Here is a 16,732-nt window from a genome sequence, read left to right as displayed (position 1 = left end):
GTCAGGCACTCTTAAGAACCTGTCCCGGTAGTGAGCGTCGTCTGCTGACAGCGCATCAGCAGCGCGGCCCATGCGGGCGATGCGGTTGACGAACGGCGACAGAAAAAGCTGAACAGCAGCGGCGGCAGGCCGGTGCAGAACGATACCGTGCCCAGCGCCGCCGCCGAACCACCCGACAACTGGTACACCCGCAGCGCCTGGGCCGTCTGCTGCAGCCAGTTGCCCAGCATCGAAATGCCGGTGCCGGCCAGGTACCGCCGCACCGCAGGCGTGCGCAGCGGGATGAAATTACTGCGCCAGATGTGCAGGACGGTCATTGAGGCAGGGCGGTCATGGTCGATGATTTTCCGTTACAGGCGCAGGCCGGCTTGCTTCATCAGCGGCAGCACGCGTTCGCCGAAAAACTCCAGGTCCGGCTTGAAGTCGAAGAAGCTGCACTGGATGCCGTCGATGCCGGCCTCCTTGAGGGCGATGATCTGCTCGACGATTTGTTCCGGGCTGCCGATCAGGCGGATATTGCCGCCGACCGCGCGCGCCGCGTCCTGGCCATGGTCCTTGCGGCCGCGCCAGGCGTGCGCGTCGCTATTAAAATTCTGCATGCTGGCGACCGGGTCGACATGGGCCACGATTTCATCGTGGTAGGCCCACGCTTCCTGTTCCGTGTCGCGGCATACCACCATCGGGTTGATCAGCGTGCGCAGCTTGCGGCCGACGGCGGCGCCGGCCGCCTTGACCTTGGCGGTATGCGCCGGCAGCGAGGCCAGCGCGTCGGCGATGGCGCCGCCGCCCGGGCTGGTGATGAACACCAGGTCGGAATGGCGCGCGGCGAAATCGATGCCGGCGTCGGAACCGGTGGCGTTGACCAGCAGCGGCCGGCCATACTGCGGCCGCGGCGTGACGAAGGCCTTGTCGAGCTTCCATGACGACAGCGCCGGCGTCACCGAATAATTATCGTCGGCCGCCCACAGGTGCTGCGCCGCGTCGAGGAATTCGGCCGCCATCGCATAGCGGTGGTCATGTTCGATGCGCTGCCAGCCGAACATTTCATGCTCGACCGCGCGGTGGCCGGTGACCACGTTGATGCCCCAGCGGCCTTTCGACACATGGTCCAGCGTGGCGCAGTATTTGGCGAAGTGCAGCGGGTGCCAGGGACCGTACAGCACGTGGGTGGTGGCCACCAGGATGATGCGTTTGGTGACTGCCGTCATCGCCGCCAGCGACGTGAACGAGTCGATCGCCTCGCCGTTGAAGACGCCGCCGTAACCGCCCTTGGGCAGCCATTGCGACAGCGCGAACGCCAGGTCGAAGCCGAATTCCTCGGCCCGCTGCACCAGCGCCAGGTTGTAATCGAAGGTCCAGCTGGTGCTGCGCTGCAGGTGCGAGGCGCTCCAGCCGCCGGCCTGGATCGGCAGGAACAGGCCCAGCATCATCGGCTGGCGCAGGATTTGCGACACCGGGCTGTCGGGGAAATCGGCCGGCGCGGCAAAGCCGCTGGCGGTGGTGGAAGAAGGAATGGCGCTGGCGATCGACATGATGTTTTCCGTAAGGTGGGTGAGTTGGGCCAGTCGTGACTGGCCGGATTCCGAGGCGTTGGGGTTCACAGCGCGAAGCGGTAATACGAGAACGGCAGCGTCTGCTCGTGCACGGGCGGCGGTTGTCGCTGGCCGATGCCGGCGGCAAAGGCCGAGGTCGGCACGGCGCCGATCAGGCTGCGCGTGTACGGGTTGACGGGCGTATGCCAGATGCTGCGATGGTCGCCGCTTTCGACGATCTTGCCGCCATTCATCACCAGCACGCGGTCGGCGATATAGCGCAGCACCGACAAATCGTGCGAGATGAACAGGTAGGACAAGCCGAATTCCTGCTTCAGGTCGACCAGCAGGTTGAGGATCTGCGCTTGCACCGAGACGTCCAGCGCCGACACCGGCTCGTCGCAGATCAGCAGCGACGGTTGCAGCACCAGCGCGCGGGCGATGCCGATGCGCTGCCGCTGGCCGCCGGAGAATTCGTGCGCAAAGCGCCGCAGCGCCGCCGCCGGCAAGCCGACCCGGTCGATGATGCCGCTTGCGCGCCGCTGCCGTTCCGCGCGATCGCCGACGCCATGCACGCGCAGCGCGCTGTCGAGGATATCGGCGACGCTGTGGCGCGGGTTCAGCGAGGCGTACGGGTCCTGGAAAATCATTTGCGCCTGGCGCCGGAACGGCTGCAACTGGCGCTGGCTGAGGCGCGTGATATCGGCGCCGCGGAACAGGATCTGGCCGGCCGACGGTTCGATCAGGCGCAAGATGGTCTTGCCCAGCGTCGACTTGCCGCAGCCGGATTCGCCGACCAGGCCGACGGTTTCGCCGGCGGCGATGTCGAACGACACGCCATCGACCGCCCGCACCAGGCCTTGTTCCGACGCATAGTGGGTTGCCAGTCCGGTCAGCCGCAGCAGCGGCTGGCCGGCGCTTGCAGGTTCTTCGGTCCCGGAGCTGGCCAGCCGAAGCTCGGTCTGCGCTTGCCGTGCCGGCGGCTGGCTGCCGTGGCTGAGGATAAACCTGCGCTGGCCACTGAGCGGATCGATGCTGGCGCTCACTTCCAGCAGCCGCTGCTGGCGATAATGCAGGTTGCGCTCCAGCGTCAGCGACGCGCCCAGCAAGCCGCGCGTGTAAGAGTGCTGCGGCCGCGTGAAGATTTGTCCGGTCGTCCCCTGTTCCAGCTTTTCGCCGCCATACATCACCGCGACCCGGTCGGCCCATTGGCCGACCACGCCCAGGTCGTGGGTGATCAGCAGCAGCGCCATCGAAAACTCGCGCCGTAGCGCATCCAGCAATTCCAGTATCTGGGCCTGGATCGTCACGTCCAGCGCGGTGGTCGGCTCGTCGGCGATCAGCAGCCGCGGGTGGCACGCCACCGCCATCGCGATCATCACGCGCTGGCGCTGGCCGCCCGACAACTGGTGCGGATAGTCGTCGATGCGGCGGCGGGGTTCGGGCAGCTTGACCAGTTCCAGCAATTCGATCGCGCGTCGGCGCGCCGCGCCAGCCGACAGCGGCTGGTGCAGCCGCAGCACTTCGACGATTTGCCGGCCTATCGTCAGCACCGGATTGAGCGACGTCATCGGTTCCTGGAAAATCATCGAGATCGCATTGCCGCGCAGCGCGCGCAACGCCGGCGGCGGCAGCGTCACCAGGTCTTGTCCCTCGAACAGCACCTGGCCTTTGACGCGGGCGCTGGCCGGCAGCAGCCGCATCAGCGCCAGCGCGGTGCTCGATTTGCCGCAGCCGGACTCGCCGACCAGCGCCAGCGTCTCGCCGGCGGCGATGGAAAAATCCAGGCCGCGCACCGCATGGTGGGCGCCGAAACGCACGTCCAGCTGGTTCACTTCCAGCAGCAGGCTCATTCTGATCGGCTCCGCAGGCGTGGGTTCAGCGCGTCGTTCAAGCCGTCGCCCACCAGGTTCAGGGACAGCACCGCGACGATGATCGCGCTGCCGGGAATCGCCGTCAAATACCAGGCGCTGCGCAGCATGTCGCGGCCGCTGCCGATCAGGCTGCCCCAGCTGACCCGGTTCGGATCGCCCAGGCCCAGGAAGGACAGCGCCGATTCCATCAGGATGGCGCTGGCCACCATCACCGAGGTGGTGACGATAATCGGCGGCAGCGCGTTGGGCAGGATTTCGACGAAGATGATGCGGCTGTCGCTATAGCCGAGGCTGCGCGCGGCCAGCACGAAGTCGCGCTGTTTCAGCGAGCGGAATTCGGCCCGCACCAGCCGCGCCACCGTGGTCCACGAGGTGATGCCGATGGTCAGCGCGATGATACCGATGGTCGGCGGCACGATCGACACGATGACGATCATCAGCAGGAATGACGGAGTGGCCTGGAACAGCTCCATCAAGCGCACCAGCGCGCTGTCGATGCGGCCGCCGAAATAGCCGGCGCAGGCGCCGGCCAGCGTGCCGATCGACAGTCCGACGGCGGCCGCCGCGACGCCGATCAGCAGCGAGGCGCGGGCGCCGTGCATGACGCCGGCCAGCATGTCGCGTCCCAGCGAGTCGGTGCCGAGCCAGTATTGCGTATCCTGGCCCGGCCACAGCAGCGGCTGCGCCACCATGTCGAGCGGGTCGCCCGGATACCAATAGGGCGCGGCCAGGGCCATCAGCACGATCAGCAGCAGCAAGATGGCGCCGGCCATCGCGGCGGGGTTGCGCAGGTAGCGGCGCAGCGCCTGGCTGCCTGGGCGCCGTGTCACCGCGCTGGCGGGCGCCGGGACGGCCGGCCGCATGGCCGGTAGCGGCGGCGCCAGATTGATGCGCAGATTGTGCGGATTGTGCTGCTGCGCGGGCGTGGCGGCAGTCCGGGCCGGTTCGTCAATAGTCGTCGGTTCCATCGTTTCAAGCCTTGATTCGGGGGTCCAGCCACGCTTGCAGCACATCGATCAGCAGATTCGCGAAGATCACCATGAACGACGACAGCAGCAGCACGCCGAGCGACACGGCGTAGTCGCGTCCCTGCACCGCTTCCAGCGCCAGCCGGCCCAGGCCGGGCCAGCTGAACACGGTTTCGATGACGACCGCGCCGCCCAGCAAATTACCGAGGTGGATGCCGGCCACCGTGGTGACCGGGATCAGTGCGTTGCGCAGCACGTGGCGCAGCTGGATAAAGAATGGATGCAGGCCCTTGGCTTCGGCGGTGCGCACATAATCGAGGGTCTGCACTTCCAGCATCGCGGCCCGGGTCAGCCGCGCATAGATGGCGATGAACACGCTGGACAGCGCCAGCGCCGGCAGCAGCGCGTGGCTGAGGCGGTCGCGCAGCGCGTCCCAGCCGGTCAGCGCGGCGCCGATGGTCATGCTGCCGTCGCTGGGCAGCCAGCCCAGGTGCACCGAAAACAGCACCACCGCCATCAGGCCGATCCAGAAGCCGGGCGTCGAATACAGCAGCAGCGACAATAAGGTCAGCACGCGGTCCGGCCACTTGCCGGCCCACGCCGCCATCACCACGCCGCACAGGATGCCGAGCAGCACCGAAATGAGCAGCGCGCCGGCCATCAGCAGCAGCGTGTTCGGCAACCGGCTCCAGATCAGTTCCATCACCGGCATATTGAAGCGCGGCGAAAAGCCGAGGCTGAAATGGGCCAGGTGATTCAGGTAATTCAGCAACTGGTGCCAGAGCGGCAGGTCGAGTCCGAAATGGCTGCGCATCATCGCCATCGTTTCCGCCGTGGCCGAACCGGATTCGCCGGCCAGCACGTCGGCGGCGTCGCCCGGCACCAGTTGCAGCAGCAGGAAGTTGAGGATGACGATGCCGAGCACGGTCGGCAGCGCGTACAGCAGCGCGCGCCGCAGCGCCTTGATCAAGCGTGGCAGACGGTTCATGGGGTCAAATTCATGGGGGTTAAATACAGCGTGGCGAAATTGCCGTCGAGGCCGTTCGGCGTCGGCGTATGGTCGTGCACCCGCTTGTTAAACAGCGTCACTTGCTGCGGGCCGACCAGGTTGATGTCGGGCAGTTGCCGAGCGAGGATTTGCTGGATCTGCGTGAACTGGGCCAGCCGCCTGGCCTGGTCGGTTTCCACCGCCGCCAGCGCGAACAGGCGGTCGACTTCGGGATGGCTGAAGTGCGACGCATTGGTGAACGGCACGCCCTGGCGGAAGCCCTGCGACCAATACAGCCGCTGCACGCCGACGGTCGGATCGAACAGATTGCTCATGCCGTTGACGGCGAAATCGAACTGGCGGTCGGTGTAGATACGCTTCAGGTAGGCCGGCAAGTCCTGGGCCCGGATCGTCACGCCGATGCCGATCCGCGCCAGCGCCGACTTGATGTAGTTGGCCGTGCGCGCCGGCGCGTCGCCGATCGGCAGCGGGTCCAGCGTCAGCGTAAAACGGTTGCCGCCGGCGCGGCGCGGATAACCGGCCTGGTCGAGCAGCGCATTGGCTTGCTTGAGGTCGAACCGGTACGGCGCCGCGCTGTCGCTGTAGTAGGGACTGGCCGGCAGGATAGGGCCGTAAATCACAGTCGCGTAGCCATAGAACACCGCGCTCTTGATGATCTCGCGCTGCAGCGCGTGGGCAATCGCCTGGCGCACCGCCAGCTTGCCCAGTATCGGCTGGTCGAGATTGAATTCCAGCCGCAGCGGGCCGGCCTCGAACTGGTAGCCGGACGTTTCGAGACCCAGCTTCGGATTGGTTTTCAGCCGCGCCAGGTCGCCCAGCGGCACCGGCGTGTCGCCGCCCAGATCGACGCTGCCGTTCTCGAACGCGATCGCGCGTCCTGCCGCGTCGGGAATGAACTTGACGATGATCTTGTCCAGGTAGGGCCGTGGCTTGTCCCAGTAGTCCGGGTTGCGCAGATACTCGATGTAACTGCCGCGCACCCATTTGGAAAACTTGAACGGGCCGGTGCCGATCGGCGCGATGTTATTGGGATTCGACAGCGCGTCGCCGTGCTGGTAAATATGCCTGGGCACGATCGGCGACTCCGATGCGGCGAAGGCCTTGATCAGGTACGGCGCCGGCTGCGACAGTTCCAGCACCGCCGTGTACGGGTCCGGCGTGCGCACTGCGGCCAGGTTGGCGAACGTGCTCTTGCCGCGCGGGTGAACTTTTTTCAGCAGCTCCAGCGAAAACGCCACGTCGGCCGACGTGAACGGTTTTCCGTCATGCCATTTGACGCCGCGGCGCAGCGTGAATGTGTAGCGCTTGCCGTCCGGGCTGATGCTCCATGCGGTCGCCAGTTGCGGGGTCGGATTGAAATTGAAATCGTAGGCCAGCAAGCCTTCGGTGACCTTGCTGCTTACTTTCAGCACCGGCACCGCGCTGGTGGCCAGGTTCAGCAGCGACGGCGGTTCCGGCGTGACGACAAAGTTGAGCGTGCCGCCGGCCACCGGCGCGGCCGGCGCGGCGCCGCTCGCCAAGGCCAGGAAAAACAGCGCGGCGGCGCAGGAACGGTGTAAATATGAGGGCATGTGCGGATGGCTCTTTCTGCTGGCGTATGGGGTGGATGCGTTGGATGAGCCGGATCAGGCGGCCAGCCCGGCACTGTTGCCGCGGGCATCCAGCAGTTGCAGCGCCTGGCGCAGCGGCTGCGGATCGATCCACTGCTGGATGTCGAAGTCGGCCGGCAGATAGCCGCTGCGATGCAGGAAGTGCTTGAAATTGTCGAGCGCCGCCACCGAGTCCGGGGCCAGGTCGATGTGCAGGCTGTGGTGCAGTCGCGGCCCATAGGCATGGCGCACCCACAGCTCGGGGCTTTTGGTTTCGCGCGCGATGTAGGCGCTGGTTTCGGCCGGATGGGCTTCGGCCCAGCGGCCTGCCGCGATGGCTTGCGCCAGCACCCGCGCCACCAGGTCGGGGCGGGCATCGAGCAGGGCCTGGTCGACGGTCAGCGGGCGCGGCGCGCCGTTATTCGCGTGCAGCAAACGGTTGCCTTGCTGGCTGATGTCGATAATCACGTCGGCCTGGGCCAGGTTGGCGGCGGCCAGTCCGGTCGCGCCCTTGGCGAACACCACATCGGCTTCGCCGCTGATCAGCGCATGCGCTTCCCGGCTGAACTCTTGCTGGCCGTGAGTGCGCAGCAAGCGCGCAAAACCCTGGTCGTCGACCGGCCTGGCGTCGGCCAGTCCGAGCGGGGCGTAGGGCAGGTCAATCAGTTGCACGTCGTCGAGCGTCAGGCCGGCCACGTCGAGCAGCGTGCTGAAGCCGCGCAGCGCGGTGGCGCGGTGGAAGTCGACCACTCCGGAGGCCAGGTTTTTCGGCAGGCCGAAGCGCTTGCCGCGCAGTTGTCCCGGGCTCGCGATGGCGCTGCCGCGCAAGGCCAGCAAGCCCTGGAATTCGTCGACCCAGGTCAGGCCGATCACGCGCGTGGCGGCGCCGGAGGCACGCGCCCACAGCGCCGGGATATTGCCGCCCTGGCGGAACGAGTGCGGTTGCGAGTGGGTGAAATGCGAGCGCCGTATATTCGGGTCGTCGGCGTCTTGCAAGGCCTTGATGTGCAAGCCGTCGGCGGCGAATTCCTGCGCCAGCCAGCCTTGCTGGATGGCGATGCCGAACGGCGTGGGCGCCGGGCAGCGGGTGTACCAGAGCGTGTCGATGGGTGCGGACATGGGGTGTGCTCCTGTGTGAGGTTCAGTGGATCGGCGGGTTGCTGCCGGAGAGCTGGCGCAGGTGACGGGCATATGGATCGCCACGATTAAAATGCGATGTCGATATGCTGTTTTTGCATATCTGTTGCGGCCGCCGCCAGCATTTGCCAGGGCACAGGCGCGCCGGCCCGGGCCACCGGCGCGGATGCGCCGTGCGCCTCGCCGCGCAGCTCGCGGTCGATGGCCAGGCGCGTCAGCTGCGGCGCGAAATGGCGCATGAATTCATAGGTGTAGCTGCGCAGGTAGGCGCCGCGCCGGACCGCCAGCCAGGTGGTGCTGGCGGCGAACAGGTGGCTGGCGTCGAGCGCCCGCAAGCCCTGGTCATGTTCGGCGTCGAACGCCACCGACGCCAGCACGCCGACCCCGAGGCCGAGCTGCACATAGTGTTTGATGACGTCGGAATCCATCGCCGTCAGCACCACGTCGGGACGCAAGCCGGTGGCGGCGAACGCCTGGTCGATATGGCGCCGGCCGGTGAAGCCATGGTCGTAGGTCAGCAGCGGGAATTCAGCCAGGTCGCGCAGCGTCAGCGGGCCGCGCTCCAGCAGCGCATGGCTGTCCGGTACCAGCACCTGGTGGCTCCAGCGGTAGCATGGGAAGGCGGCCAGTTCCGGATAGGCCGCCAGGCCTTCGGTGGCGATGCCGATGTCCGCCTGGCCCGAGATCACCGACTTCGCGATGTCTTCCGGGGTGTTTTGCCGCAGCGCGATGCGCACCTGCGGAAACGCGCTGCGAAATCCCAGCACCGCTTGCGGCAGCGCGTAGCGGGTCTGGGTATGCGTGGCGGCGATGGCCAGCACGCCGCTGGCGAGCGTCGAATATTCGAGGTTGGCGCCTTGCAGTTTGTCGGCCTCGATCAGCAGGCGCTCGACGATAGGCAGGATGGCCCGGCCCGAGTCGCTCAGGCCGGTGATGCGCTTGCCGCTGCGCTCGAAGATGGCGATGCCCATCTCTTCTTCAATGTCGCGGATATGGCGGCTGATGCCAGGCTGCGTCATGCCCATGGCGCTGGCCATCCGGGTCAGGTTGAAGCGGTGGCGGGGCAGTTCGCGGATGGTCCGTAATTGTTGAAAATTCATGGGGGTTCCAATATCGCGCACCCGGCGGGAGAGCGGCTCGCTTCTGTACGGTGCGTCACAAAATAGTGCGCAAATGAGCCTGTGCCGCAATACCGCATGGGTCTCGAAATGCAAGCCTAAAGCCGGGCACAACAGATGAGAACGAAGCTTTTTGGCGCCGCATATCTGTTTTTGTCATGGGCCGGCGGCCGTATCGCCGCGGCTCCGGAAACGCATATTCATATGCGAAAACTCCGTGCGCCAGGGACGCGTTTTGCTGATTTTTTGGAAATGAAAAGGGGTGGGCGCCGCCGGCTTGCGCCGTTTATATATTGAATTGGCAAGCTTCCCTTTTGCAGAGCCAACTAAGATAGTCGCGGGACGACTGTAGACTGTTGCCAAAAAATGATGTTGTTTTTCGGTATGGTTTTTCGATGCCTGCGGCGTCAGCCGAAAAGTTGCACGGGCGAGTAGCGGCCGGCAATGGAGTACTTGCGCAACTAATTGCTTTTGGCATATATTATATTGCCTTAAGCAATTAATTGGAGCGATGCAATGTCAGATCAGCAACTTGTGGCCCGGGCGGAATCCGTGCGCCGCTTTAATCGTTTTTATACCCGCCAGATGGGGCTGCTGCATGAATACCTGCTCGACAGCGAATTTTCGTTGACGGAAGTACGCATCCTGTTCGAATTGGCGCAGCGGCCGGCGCTGGCGACTGCCGACCTGTGCCGCGAACTGGGACTCGATGCCGGCTACCTGAGCCGGGTGGTCGGCGGATTCGAGAAAAAGGGCCTGGTGACAAAGTCCCGCTCCACGGTCGATGGCCGCATCGCGACCTTGCAACTGACCGGGCACGGAGTGGCGACGATAGTTCCGCTGAGCGATGCTTCGCGGCTTGAAATCATCGCCATGCTGGAACCGCTGTCGGTGCCGGAACAGGTGCAACTGGTCGATGCGATGGCGCAGGTCGAACAATTGCTGGACGCCGGCGCGCAGCCCCCGGCGCCGTATCTGCTGCGCGATCCGCAAGCGGGCGATATCGGCTGGGTGGTGCACCGGCATGGCGTGCTGTACGCGCAAGAGTATGGCTGGAACCAGGAATTCGAAGCGCTGGTCGCCGAGATCGCCGCACAATATATCCGCGACTTCGATCCCGTCTCGGACCACGGCTGGATCGCCGAGAAGGCGGGCAAAATCGTCGGTTCCGTGTTCGTGGTCCGGCATGATGCCGTGAGCGCCAAGATACGCCTGCTGTACGTCGAACCGGGCGCCAGGGGGCTCGGCATCGGCAAGACGCTGGTGGCCGAATGCGTGCGCTTCGCCAGACTGGCGGGTTATGAAAAGTTAATCCTGGGGACCAACAATGTGCAACAGGAAGCCCGCCGCAATTATGAACGGGCCGGCTTCCAGCTGATCGAACAACACGCCACCCATAGTTACGGCAAGGACTTGATCGCCGAAACCTGGTCGCTGGATCTGTGACTTCAGGCGGCCGTAAAACGGAACAGCCGCGCCGGCGTGTCGGACAGCACCGCCTGCCGCTGTTCGCGGTCCGGCAACCATGCTTCCAACAGCTTTTTCTCGGCGCCGTAATGCGCTGCTTTCTCGAACAGCGTGTGCGGCCAGTCGCTGCCCCACATCAGCCGCTGCACGCCAAAGGCGGACAACAACAAGGGCATCGCGGCGCGCGCCGTTTCTTCTCCGCGGCCATGCGGGCCGTTGCGGTAGGCGCCGGACAGCTTGACCCACACCCGCCGCGATGGGCCCAGCGACAGCAGGTAGCGGAAGCCGGGATCGTCGACGCCGAGCGCCGCGCCGGGGCGGCCGAAATGGTCGACCACAACCTTCAAGCCGGCCGCCAGCAAGGGATCGAGCACCGGCTTTAATTCCTGCGCCAGCTGGTGCACCTCGACTTGCCAGTCGCGTGCCGCCAATTCCCGCAGCAGCGCGGACCAGCCCGGACTGGAAAAGTCCGGCGTCGGCAAGCCGACCAGGTTCAGGCGGATGCCGACCACGCCGGCGTGCTGCAAGTCGTCGAGCTGCTGCGGCGTGACGCCGGGCGCCACCACGGCGATGCCGCGCAAGCGGTCCGGATGGGCGCGCAGCACGCTGAGCAGATAGCTATTGTCGAGGCCGAGAAAGCTCGGCTGCACCAGCACGCCATGCGACATGCCGTGCGCATCGAGCAAGCCGAGGTAAGTTTCCGGCGTGGCATCGTAGCCCGCCGGCGCGCGGCGCGGGTCCGGCATGGGCAGGCTGTGCAGGAACACGTGGGCATGGCAATCGATAGCGGTCATGGAAGTCGGTCTTTGCGTGGTCGCGCAGCCGGCCAGCGGCGCAAGCGCCGCCCCCGCGGCCGAGCGCATCAGGGTAAAAGTAAAATCGCGTCGGGTGCTCATCGTGGCTAGGCAGCGGGGTGCGAGTGAGTGGCCGGCGCATCGGGCGCGCCGTCGAGTTTCTTGCCCATGGTTTCCGGCAGCATCAGCACGGTGATCACCACCAGGCCGTAGGCGATGGCGGCGTCGATGCCGATCGCTTGGCCCAGCGGCATCGAGCGGCTCATGTAGCCGACCAGCAGCGGAAAGCCGGCCGACGCGATGCGGCCGAAGTTGTAGCAAAAACCGACCCCGGCGCCGCGTATCGCGGCCGGATACAATTCATTGAACAATGCACCGAGGCTGGCCGGGATGCCGGCGGCAAAGAAGCCGAGTGGGAAGCCGAGGAACAGCATCGCCGTATTGCCCACCGGCAGCAACAGATAGACCAGCACGGTGATGGTCGAGCAGACCGCGAACAGCGCCACGTTGCGACGGCGGCCTATGCGGTCGAGCAATTGCGCGCTGGCGATGCAGCCGAGCCAGAACGCGGCGATGATCACCGCCAGGTAGCCGCCGGTGCCGAGCACCGACAGATGGCGTTCGGTGCCCAGGTAAGTCGGCAGCCAGGTCATCAGCGCGTAATACCCGCCGTGCGCGCCCATACCCAGCAAGCTGCCGATCAGCGTGGTTTTCAGCAGCGCCGGCGAAAAGATGCCGACCAGCGCAACCTTGCCGTCCGATGGCGCCGCGACGGGTTTGGCTACCTTGGCCGGTTCCGGAATCGAGCGCCGGATGTACACCACCAGCAGCGCCGGCAGCAGCCCCAGCATGAACATGGCGCGCCATGCGAGATCCGGCGACAGCCACGAAAACAGGATGGTATACAGGATCACGGCGGCGGCCCAGCCGACCGCCCACGCGCTTTGCACGGTGCCCATCGCCTTGCCGCGATGTTCGCTGCGCACCGATTCCGCCATCAGCACGGCGCCGGCGGCCCACTCGCCGCCGAAGCCGAAACCTTGCAGCGCCTTGAGCACGATCAGTTGCGGGAAGGTTTGCGCAAACGCGCACAGGAACGTGAACAGCGAAAACCACACGATCGTCAATTGCAGCGTGCGTACCCGGCCGAGCCGGTCCGACACGGCGCCGATGACCCAGCCGCCGAGCGCCGACGACACCAGCGTCGCGGCGCCGACCATGCCGGCCTGGCCCTTGTCGAGGCCGAAGGCGGCGATCAGCGCCGGGATCGCCAGCGTAAATACTTGCACGTCCAGCGCATCCAGCGCCCAGCCGCTGAAGCAGGCCCAGAAGGTCTTGCGCTCGCGCGCGGATACTTGCCGATACCAGTTAAACATTGCCATCTCCTTGGATCCAGCGCTCCGCACGGTGCGCCTGGATTTTATTTATTCATCTAAACATATGTATGTTTATATGAATGGTAATCGGCTTAAAAGTCTTTGTCAATCGGGCTGTGTTCATCGCCGCGGGATGGACTGGCGGCCGATATCCAGATACAGTGCTGGGCATCGTGTCTTATAGTCTTGTTTACCCATCATGAAACAAACCGTTCCCGCGTACGACGACCGTTTGCCTCTTTACCAGCGTCTGCGCGACGATATGCTGGCCAGGATCGCCGGCGGCGAGTGGCAGACGGGTCTGGCGATTCCGACCGAAATCGAGCTGACCAAATTGTATGGCGTGGCGATCGGCACGGTGCGCAAGGCGGTCGAAACGCTGGTCGCCGACGGCATGCTGGAACGTAACCAGGGGCGCGGCACCTTCATCCGCCGGCCCAGCTTCGACGCATCGCTGTTCCGCTTCTTCCGCCATCAAGTGAAGGAAGGGCAGCCGGTAGCGCCGCAAAGCCGCATCCTGGAACGGACGCTGACGGCGCCGCCGGCCGCCGTCGCCGATGCGCTGGGGCTGGGCAAGAAAGCCCATACGATACGCCTCGACCGGCTGCGGCTGGTGGATGGCAAGCCGGTCTTGCTGGAAGAAATCTGGCTGCCGCAGGCGCAGTTTTCCGCGCTGGCCAAGATCGACATAACGGACTTTCCCGACTTGCTGTATCCCTTTTATGAAGAGCGTTGCGGCAAGGTGATCGCCTCGGCCCAGGAAACGCTGACGGTGGCTTGCGCCAGCGACAGCGAGGCCGGGCTGCTGGAAATTCAGGCCGGACAACCGGTGGTGATCATCGAGCGCCTTGCCTTCGGCTACGACCGCCAGCCGCTCGAATGGCGCCGCTCGCGCGGTCCGGCGGACGGTTTCCGCTACCAGGTCGAGATACGTTAAGGGTTGGGCTCAACGGGTGCAGTCGTTTGTCAGGTAGTGTCGACGGTAAATAAATGTAGAATAAGGGCATATAAGCATATTTGGGGGAGGCAAAAATGAAATTTTTCCTGAAACAATCCGCGAGCGTCATTCTTTTCATGAGCGCATGCGTGTCCGCCGTGCCGGCTGTCGCGGCGGATCATGCCAGTGCCGCCGATACGCAAGAAATCCGCGACCTGTTCCTGCGCCAGGCGGCGGCCGCGACCGCCCACGATATCGATGCGATCGATCGTGTATTGGCCCATGCCGCGCCGGGCCAGCCCGATCCGGTCAGTTTTATCGCCCGCTCCTATCAGTTCTGGGGCAGGGAAGCGGTAATGGAGCATTTCCGCGCGATCTTCAAGGGAACCTGGCGTTTCGAGCCGCAGCAGGACGCGATCCGTATCGTGCCGCTGAACGCGGATGCGGCCCATATCTACGCGCCGACCAAAGTGACCTTCGGCGCTGCCGGCAAGCTGGCCGTGACCGCGATATTCCTGATGAGTGAGACGGCGATTCGCACCCCTGACGGCTGGCGCATCGCGACGATTGTGCCGGTGCCGGCGTAGCGGGTGAGCGGCTGGTTTGGTTGCTGGGATGAGCAGGATAGTGGGGGCACTGCGGAGAGAAATATGGAACTTTCCCAAGGGGGGCAATAAGAACGAATCTTGATGTACACATGCTGTCAGCGCCAGAGGCAGGGCGGCTTTGACTGTGCGCTTACATCCATCCCGCCTGGCTGGATTGATCAGGAATTTAACCATCCCGGCGCAGTCATCCTCGCTACAGTGCAAATTTCGCTTGTGGAAGTCCCATTTTGGGACTAATATTGAACTCATGAGAATACTCTCACTCCCAACCGTAAAATCGTTCTACGAGCAGCCGGCATACGCAGATGCCAAGATCCCTTTAACGGCTTGGTACGGATTTGTCTTAAAAGCTCAGTGGTCAGCGCCGGCAGATATTAAGGCTGACTTCAGAACCGCCAGCATTCTGAAAAACGGACGTGTCGTATTCAATATCGCAGGGAACAAGTATCGGCTTATCACGTCGGTCAATTACCCGCACGGCATCGTATTTATCAAGTTTATCGGTACGCACAAGCAGTACGACGCCATCGATGCGCAAGCTGTTTAACTGAGGTTGAAAATGGAAATCAAACCTATCAAAACTGCCGCTGACCACGCGGCAGTGCTCAAAGAGATAGACGGGCTGATGTCCGCCGAACTGGGCACTCCCCAGGGCGATCGCCTGGATGTGCTGGCCACGCTGGTTGAATCTTACGAAGCCAAGCACTTTCCAATGGAATTGCCCAATCCAATTGATGCGATCAAATTCAGAATGGAGCAGCAAGGTCTGACGCCCAAAGACCTGCAACCAATGATTGGCCGCTCGAACCGCGTCTACGAGATTCTGAACGGTACTCGACCGCTGACGCTTGCGATGATCTGGCGCCTGCATGAAGGTCTGGGTATTCCTGCAGAGTGCCTTATCAAACAGCCAGCGACTGTGGTTGCTTGATGTACCGGAAAATATGAAAGCCATGGTGGCTTAAGCTCTACTTTTAGCGCGATCTAAAAATGGGGGGATTACCATAGGAAGTGACTGTCATTATCTAGACCCCGCGCAAAACTAGCTTTTTGCGACCCCGTAATTATTTGATTTCCTTTGGCTTATTTTTGCCTAACCGTTGTCGAACTTTGTTGATATCTTCGGCGGGAGCAAGTTCTTCAGGCATGGTGCCTCCGATATCAGCAATTGCCTTGCGTACCTTTTGGCCGACCTCATAGTGGGCAGCGTTTGCATTGAACTTGCCTTTAATTCCTTCGCGACGCAGTTTTTCTTCGGTCTGGGTGGCGCGGAAGAGATTGGCCGCAAGTTCTGTGCTGCCCATGTGGTCGAGGATCTTGGCGTTTCCGCCTAGATGTTTGGCTGTTCGGATGCCTGCTACGTCCAGTCCATCGTATAGGCCGCGATAGCCTGCGTTCTGAAATGCAGCATACTCGATCGGCTGAATTACTCCTGCATCCTTGGCTGCGTCGGCTAAGTCTTTATTGTGCCCCGTAATTTCGTCTCGTAGGGCGATGCGACGGTGCTGCTCGGTGATTTCTTCGCTGTGCTGCGTCTGTAGCTCTTGGCGGCGTGTTTGAGCAGCAAAGTATGTCTGAGCAAACGCTACCTGCTTCTTCTTCGAGTCGCCGTTTTGAGCAATTAGGTAGGCACCATATCGGGTGACATTAATGTAGTGGTCTAATTTGCCCGGACACCTCAATAGGTGGAAAATCCATCATCTGAGGAAAAAGCATGACAACAAGAAAACGTAGAACCTTCGAGCCAACCCTGAAACTGGAAGTGGTCCGGCTGATCAATGAGCAGGGCCAGAGCGTCCAGAACGTCAGCGAAAGCATGGGCATCGGCCAGACTGCGATCCGTCGCTGGCTGCAGCAATACCATGCCGAACAGAACGGGCAGCCTGGCATCGGCAAGCCGCTCACCGCCGAGCAGCAAAGAATCCGCCAACTGGAGCTGGAAAACCAGCAACTTCGGCAGGACGTCACCATCTTAAAAAAGGCCTCGGCCTTCTTTGCTCGCGAAATGAAGTGACCCATGAATCGCCACGAGTCTGCTAGACACTCAAGAGCCGTTGGAAATACCGCTTTTCGTATTCGACCGGCGACAAGCCATTGCTGAAACTGTGCCGGCGCTTTGGATTGTAAAACATCTCGATGTAATCAAAGATCTCCTGCTTCGCTTCCTCCCGGGTGTCAAAGGTCTTGCGCCGAATTCGTTCCCGTTTCAACAATTGGAAGAAGCTCTCGGCAACAGCATTGTCATGACAATTGCCACGCCGGCTCATGCTTTGTTGAAGATTGTGCTGGTCCAGGAAGTCGCGCCAGTCGTAGCTACTGAATT

The 16,732-nt window shown here is 63.3% G+C and carries 17 protein-coding genes and 1 pseudogene; 6 read left to right on the top strand and 12 right to left on the bottom strand.

What is annotated here, in order from left to right:
* Positions 1 to 11: 11 nt before the first annotated feature.
* From GJA_RS17845 to GJA_RS17810, 8 genes are all read right to left on the bottom strand, one after another.
* Complete coding sequence (locus tag GJA_RS17845; protein WP_038494824.1) at positions 12 to 317, bottom strand: hypothetical protein; 306 nt, start codon at positions 315 to 317, stop codon at positions 12 to 14.
* A 33-nt stretch (positions 318 to 350) separates the two neighbouring features.
* Complete coding sequence (locus GJA_RS17840) at positions 351 to 1,532, bottom strand: LLM class flavin-dependent oxidoreductase (RefSeq protein WP_038494821.1); 1,182 nt, start codon at positions 1,530 to 1,532, stop codon at positions 351 to 353.
* Positions 1,533 to 1,597: 65 nt separating this feature from the next.
* A complete protein-coding gene (locus GJA_RS17835; RefSeq protein WP_051781057.1) occupies positions 1,598 to 3,385 on the bottom strand; it encodes an ABC transporter ATP-binding protein in 1,788 nt (595 codons plus the stop codon).
* Positions 3,382 to 4,269 (bottom strand): ABC transporter permease, encoded by an 888-nt coding sequence (locus GJA_RS17830; protein WP_038500297.1) that lies wholly within the window; start codon positions 4,267 to 4,269, stop codon positions 3,382 to 3,384. The genes GJA_RS17835 and GJA_RS17830 overlap by 4 nt, the downstream gene beginning before the upstream one ends.
* 109 nt (positions 4,270 to 4,378) lie before the next feature.
* Positions 4,379 to 5,362, bottom strand: a complete 984-nt coding sequence (locus tag GJA_RS17825; RefSeq protein ID WP_038494819.1) for an ABC transporter permease — start codon at positions 5,360 to 5,362, stop codon at positions 4,379 to 4,381.
* Positions 5,359 to 6,954, bottom strand: a complete 1,596-nt coding sequence (locus tag GJA_RS17820) for an ABC transporter substrate-binding protein (RefSeq protein WP_038494816.1) — start codon at positions 6,952 to 6,954, stop codon at positions 5,359 to 5,361. Before GJA_RS17820 ends, GJA_RS17825 begins: the two co-directional genes overlap by 4 nt.
* Before the next feature lie 54 nt (positions 6,955 to 7,008).
* Positions 7,009 to 8,091, bottom strand: coding sequence for an ABC transporter substrate-binding protein (locus GJA_RS17815; protein ID WP_038494813.1), 1,083 nt, complete (start codon positions 8,089 to 8,091; stop codon positions 7,009 to 7,011).
* A gap of 86 nt (positions 8,092 to 8,177) precedes the next feature.
* Positions 8,178 to 9,209 (bottom strand): CysB family HTH-type transcriptional regulator, encoded by a 1,032-nt coding sequence (locus GJA_RS17810; RefSeq protein ID WP_081905473.1) that lies wholly within the window; start codon positions 9,207 to 9,209, stop codon positions 8,178 to 8,180.
* Positions 9,210 to 9,779: 570 nt separating this feature from the next.
* On the opposite strand from GJA_RS17810, the gene GJA_RS17805 reads away from it, so the two are divergent.
* Positions 9,780 to 10,673, top strand: coding sequence for a bifunctional helix-turn-helix transcriptional regulator/GNAT family N-acetyltransferase (locus GJA_RS17805; RefSeq protein ID WP_242404572.1), 894 nt, complete (start codon positions 9,780 to 9,782; stop codon positions 10,671 to 10,673).
* A gap of 2 nt (positions 10,674 to 10,675) precedes the next feature.
* Here the strand turns inward: GJA_RS17805 and GJA_RS17800 are convergent, their stop codons facing one another.
* On the bottom strand, positions 10,676 to 11,590 hold the full coding sequence (locus tag GJA_RS17800) for an amidohydrolase family protein (RefSeq protein WP_038494807.1): 915 nt from the start codon (positions 11,588 to 11,590) through the stop codon (positions 10,676 to 10,678).
* Between the two features lie 5 nt (positions 11,591 to 11,595).
* Positions 11,596 to 12,864, bottom strand: a complete 1,269-nt coding sequence (locus GJA_RS17795) for an MFS transporter (protein ID WP_038494804.1) — start codon at positions 12,862 to 12,864, stop codon at positions 11,596 to 11,598.
* 199 nt (positions 12,865 to 13,063) lie between these two features.
* Here GJA_RS17795 and GJA_RS17790 point away from each other — a divergent pair, with 199 nt between their 5' ends.
* From GJA_RS17790 to GJA_RS17775, 4 genes are all read left to right on the top strand, one after another.
* On the top strand, positions 13,064 to 13,801 hold the full coding sequence (locus tag GJA_RS17790) for a GntR family transcriptional regulator (RefSeq protein WP_038494802.1): 738 nt from the start codon (positions 13,064 to 13,066) through the stop codon (positions 13,799 to 13,801).
* 95 nt (positions 13,802 to 13,896) lie between these two features.
* Positions 13,897 to 14,388: a YybH family protein gene (locus GJA_RS17785; protein ID WP_038494798.1), complete on the top strand. Its 492-nt coding sequence runs from the start codon at positions 13,897 to 13,899 to the stop codon at positions 14,386 to 14,388.
* 268 nt (positions 14,389 to 14,656) lie between these two features.
* Positions 14,657 to 14,956, top strand: a complete 300-nt coding sequence (locus GJA_RS17780; protein ID WP_038494795.1) for a type II toxin-antitoxin system HigB family toxin — start codon at positions 14,657 to 14,659, stop codon at positions 14,954 to 14,956.
* A 12-nt stretch (positions 14,957 to 14,968) separates the two neighbouring features.
* Positions 14,969 to 15,340, top strand: coding sequence for a helix-turn-helix domain-containing protein (locus GJA_RS17775; RefSeq protein WP_038494792.1), 372 nt, complete (start codon positions 14,969 to 14,971; stop codon positions 15,338 to 15,340).
* 133 nt (positions 15,341 to 15,473) lie between these two features.
* On the opposite strand, the gene dinD is transcribed toward GJA_RS17775, so the two are convergent.
* The gene (dinD, locus tag GJA_RS17770; RefSeq protein ID WP_242404571.1) at positions 15,474 to 16,091 is read right to left on the bottom strand and encodes a DNA damage-inducible protein D; all 618 of its coding nucleotides are present in this window, start codon (positions 16,089 to 16,091) and stop codon (positions 15,474 to 15,476) included.
* Between the two features lie 32 nt (positions 16,092 to 16,123).
* Between dinD and GJA_RS17765 the strand changes: the two genes are divergently transcribed.
* Positions 16,124 to 16,423 (top strand): IS3 family transposase, encoded by a 300-nt coding sequence (locus GJA_RS17765; RefSeq protein WP_038494789.1) that lies wholly within the window; start codon positions 16,124 to 16,126, stop codon positions 16,421 to 16,423.
* Positions 16,424 to 16,445: 22 nt separating this feature from the next.
* Here GJA_RS17765 and GJA_RS17760 read toward each other — a convergent pair.
* Positions 16,446 to 16,730 (bottom strand): annotated as a pseudogene (locus GJA_RS17760) (IS3 family transposase); the annotation flags it as partial.
* Between the last annotated feature and the right edge of the window lie 2 nt (positions 16,731 to 16,732).

Source organism: Janthinobacterium agaricidamnosum NBRC 102515 = DSM 9628, assembly GCF_000723165.1.
Taxonomy (GTDB): Bacteria; Pseudomonadota; Gammaproteobacteria; order Burkholderiales; family Burkholderiaceae_D; genus Janthinobacterium; species Janthinobacterium agaricidamnosum.
This window is presented reverse-complemented; position numbering and strand designations above follow the sequence as displayed.

Excerpts from the sequence above, each read along its gene's own strand:
- GJA_RS17825 (WP_038494819.1), bottom strand. The coding sequence starts at position 5,362 with ATGAACCGTCTGCCACGCTTGATCAAGGCGCTGCGGCGCGCGCTGCTG.
- GJA_RS17845 (WP_038494824.1), bottom strand. The coding sequence starts at position 317 with ATGACCGTCCTGCACATCTGGCGCAGTAATTTCATCCCGCTGCGCACG.
- GJA_RS17795 (WP_038494804.1), bottom strand. The coding sequence starts at position 12,864 with ATGTTTAACTGGTATCGGCAAGTATCCGCGCGCGAGCGCAAGACCTTC.
- GJA_RS17785 (WP_038494798.1), top strand. The coding sequence starts at position 13,897 with ATGAAATTTTTCCTGAAACAATCCGCGAGCGTCATTCTTTTCATGAGC.
- GJA_RS17790 (WP_038494802.1), top strand. The coding sequence starts at position 13,064 with ATGAAACAAACCGTTCCCGCGTACGACGACCGTTTGCCTCTTTACCAG.
- GJA_RS17830 (WP_038500297.1), bottom strand. The coding sequence starts at position 4,269 with ATGCGGCCGGCCGTCCCGGCGCCCGCCAGCGCGGTGACACGGCGCCCA.
- GJA_RS17810 (WP_081905473.1), bottom strand. The coding sequence starts at position 9,209 with ATGAATTTTCAACAATTACGGACCATCCGCGAACTGCCCCGCCACCGC.
- GJA_RS17800 (WP_038494807.1), bottom strand. The coding sequence starts at position 11,590 with ATGAGCACCCGACGCGATTTTACTTTTACCCTGATGCGCTCGGCCGCG.
- GJA_RS17835 (WP_051781057.1), bottom strand. The coding sequence starts at position 3,385 with ATGAGCCTGCTGCTGGAAGTGAACCAGCTGGACGTGCGTTTCGGCGCC.
- GJA_RS17840 (WP_038494821.1), bottom strand. The coding sequence starts at position 1,532 with ATGTCGATCGCCAGCGCCATTCCTTCTTCCACCACCGCCAGCGGCTTT.
- GJA_RS17775 (WP_038494792.1), top strand. The coding sequence starts at position 14,969 with ATGGAAATCAAACCTATCAAAACTGCCGCTGACCACGCGGCAGTGCTC.
- GJA_RS17765 (WP_038494789.1), top strand. The coding sequence starts at position 16,124 with ATGACAACAAGAAAACGTAGAACCTTCGAGCCAACCCTGAAACTGGAA.
- GJA_RS17815 (WP_038494813.1), bottom strand. The coding sequence starts at position 8,091 with ATGTCCGCACCCATCGACACGCTCTGGTACACCCGCTGCCCGGCGCCC.
- GJA_RS17820 (WP_038494816.1), bottom strand. The coding sequence starts at position 6,954 with ATGCCCTCATATTTACACCGTTCCTGCGCCGCCGCGCTGTTTTTCCTG.
- GJA_RS17780 (WP_038494795.1), top strand. The coding sequence starts at position 14,657 with ATGAGAATACTCTCACTCCCAACCGTAAAATCGTTCTACGAGCAGCCG.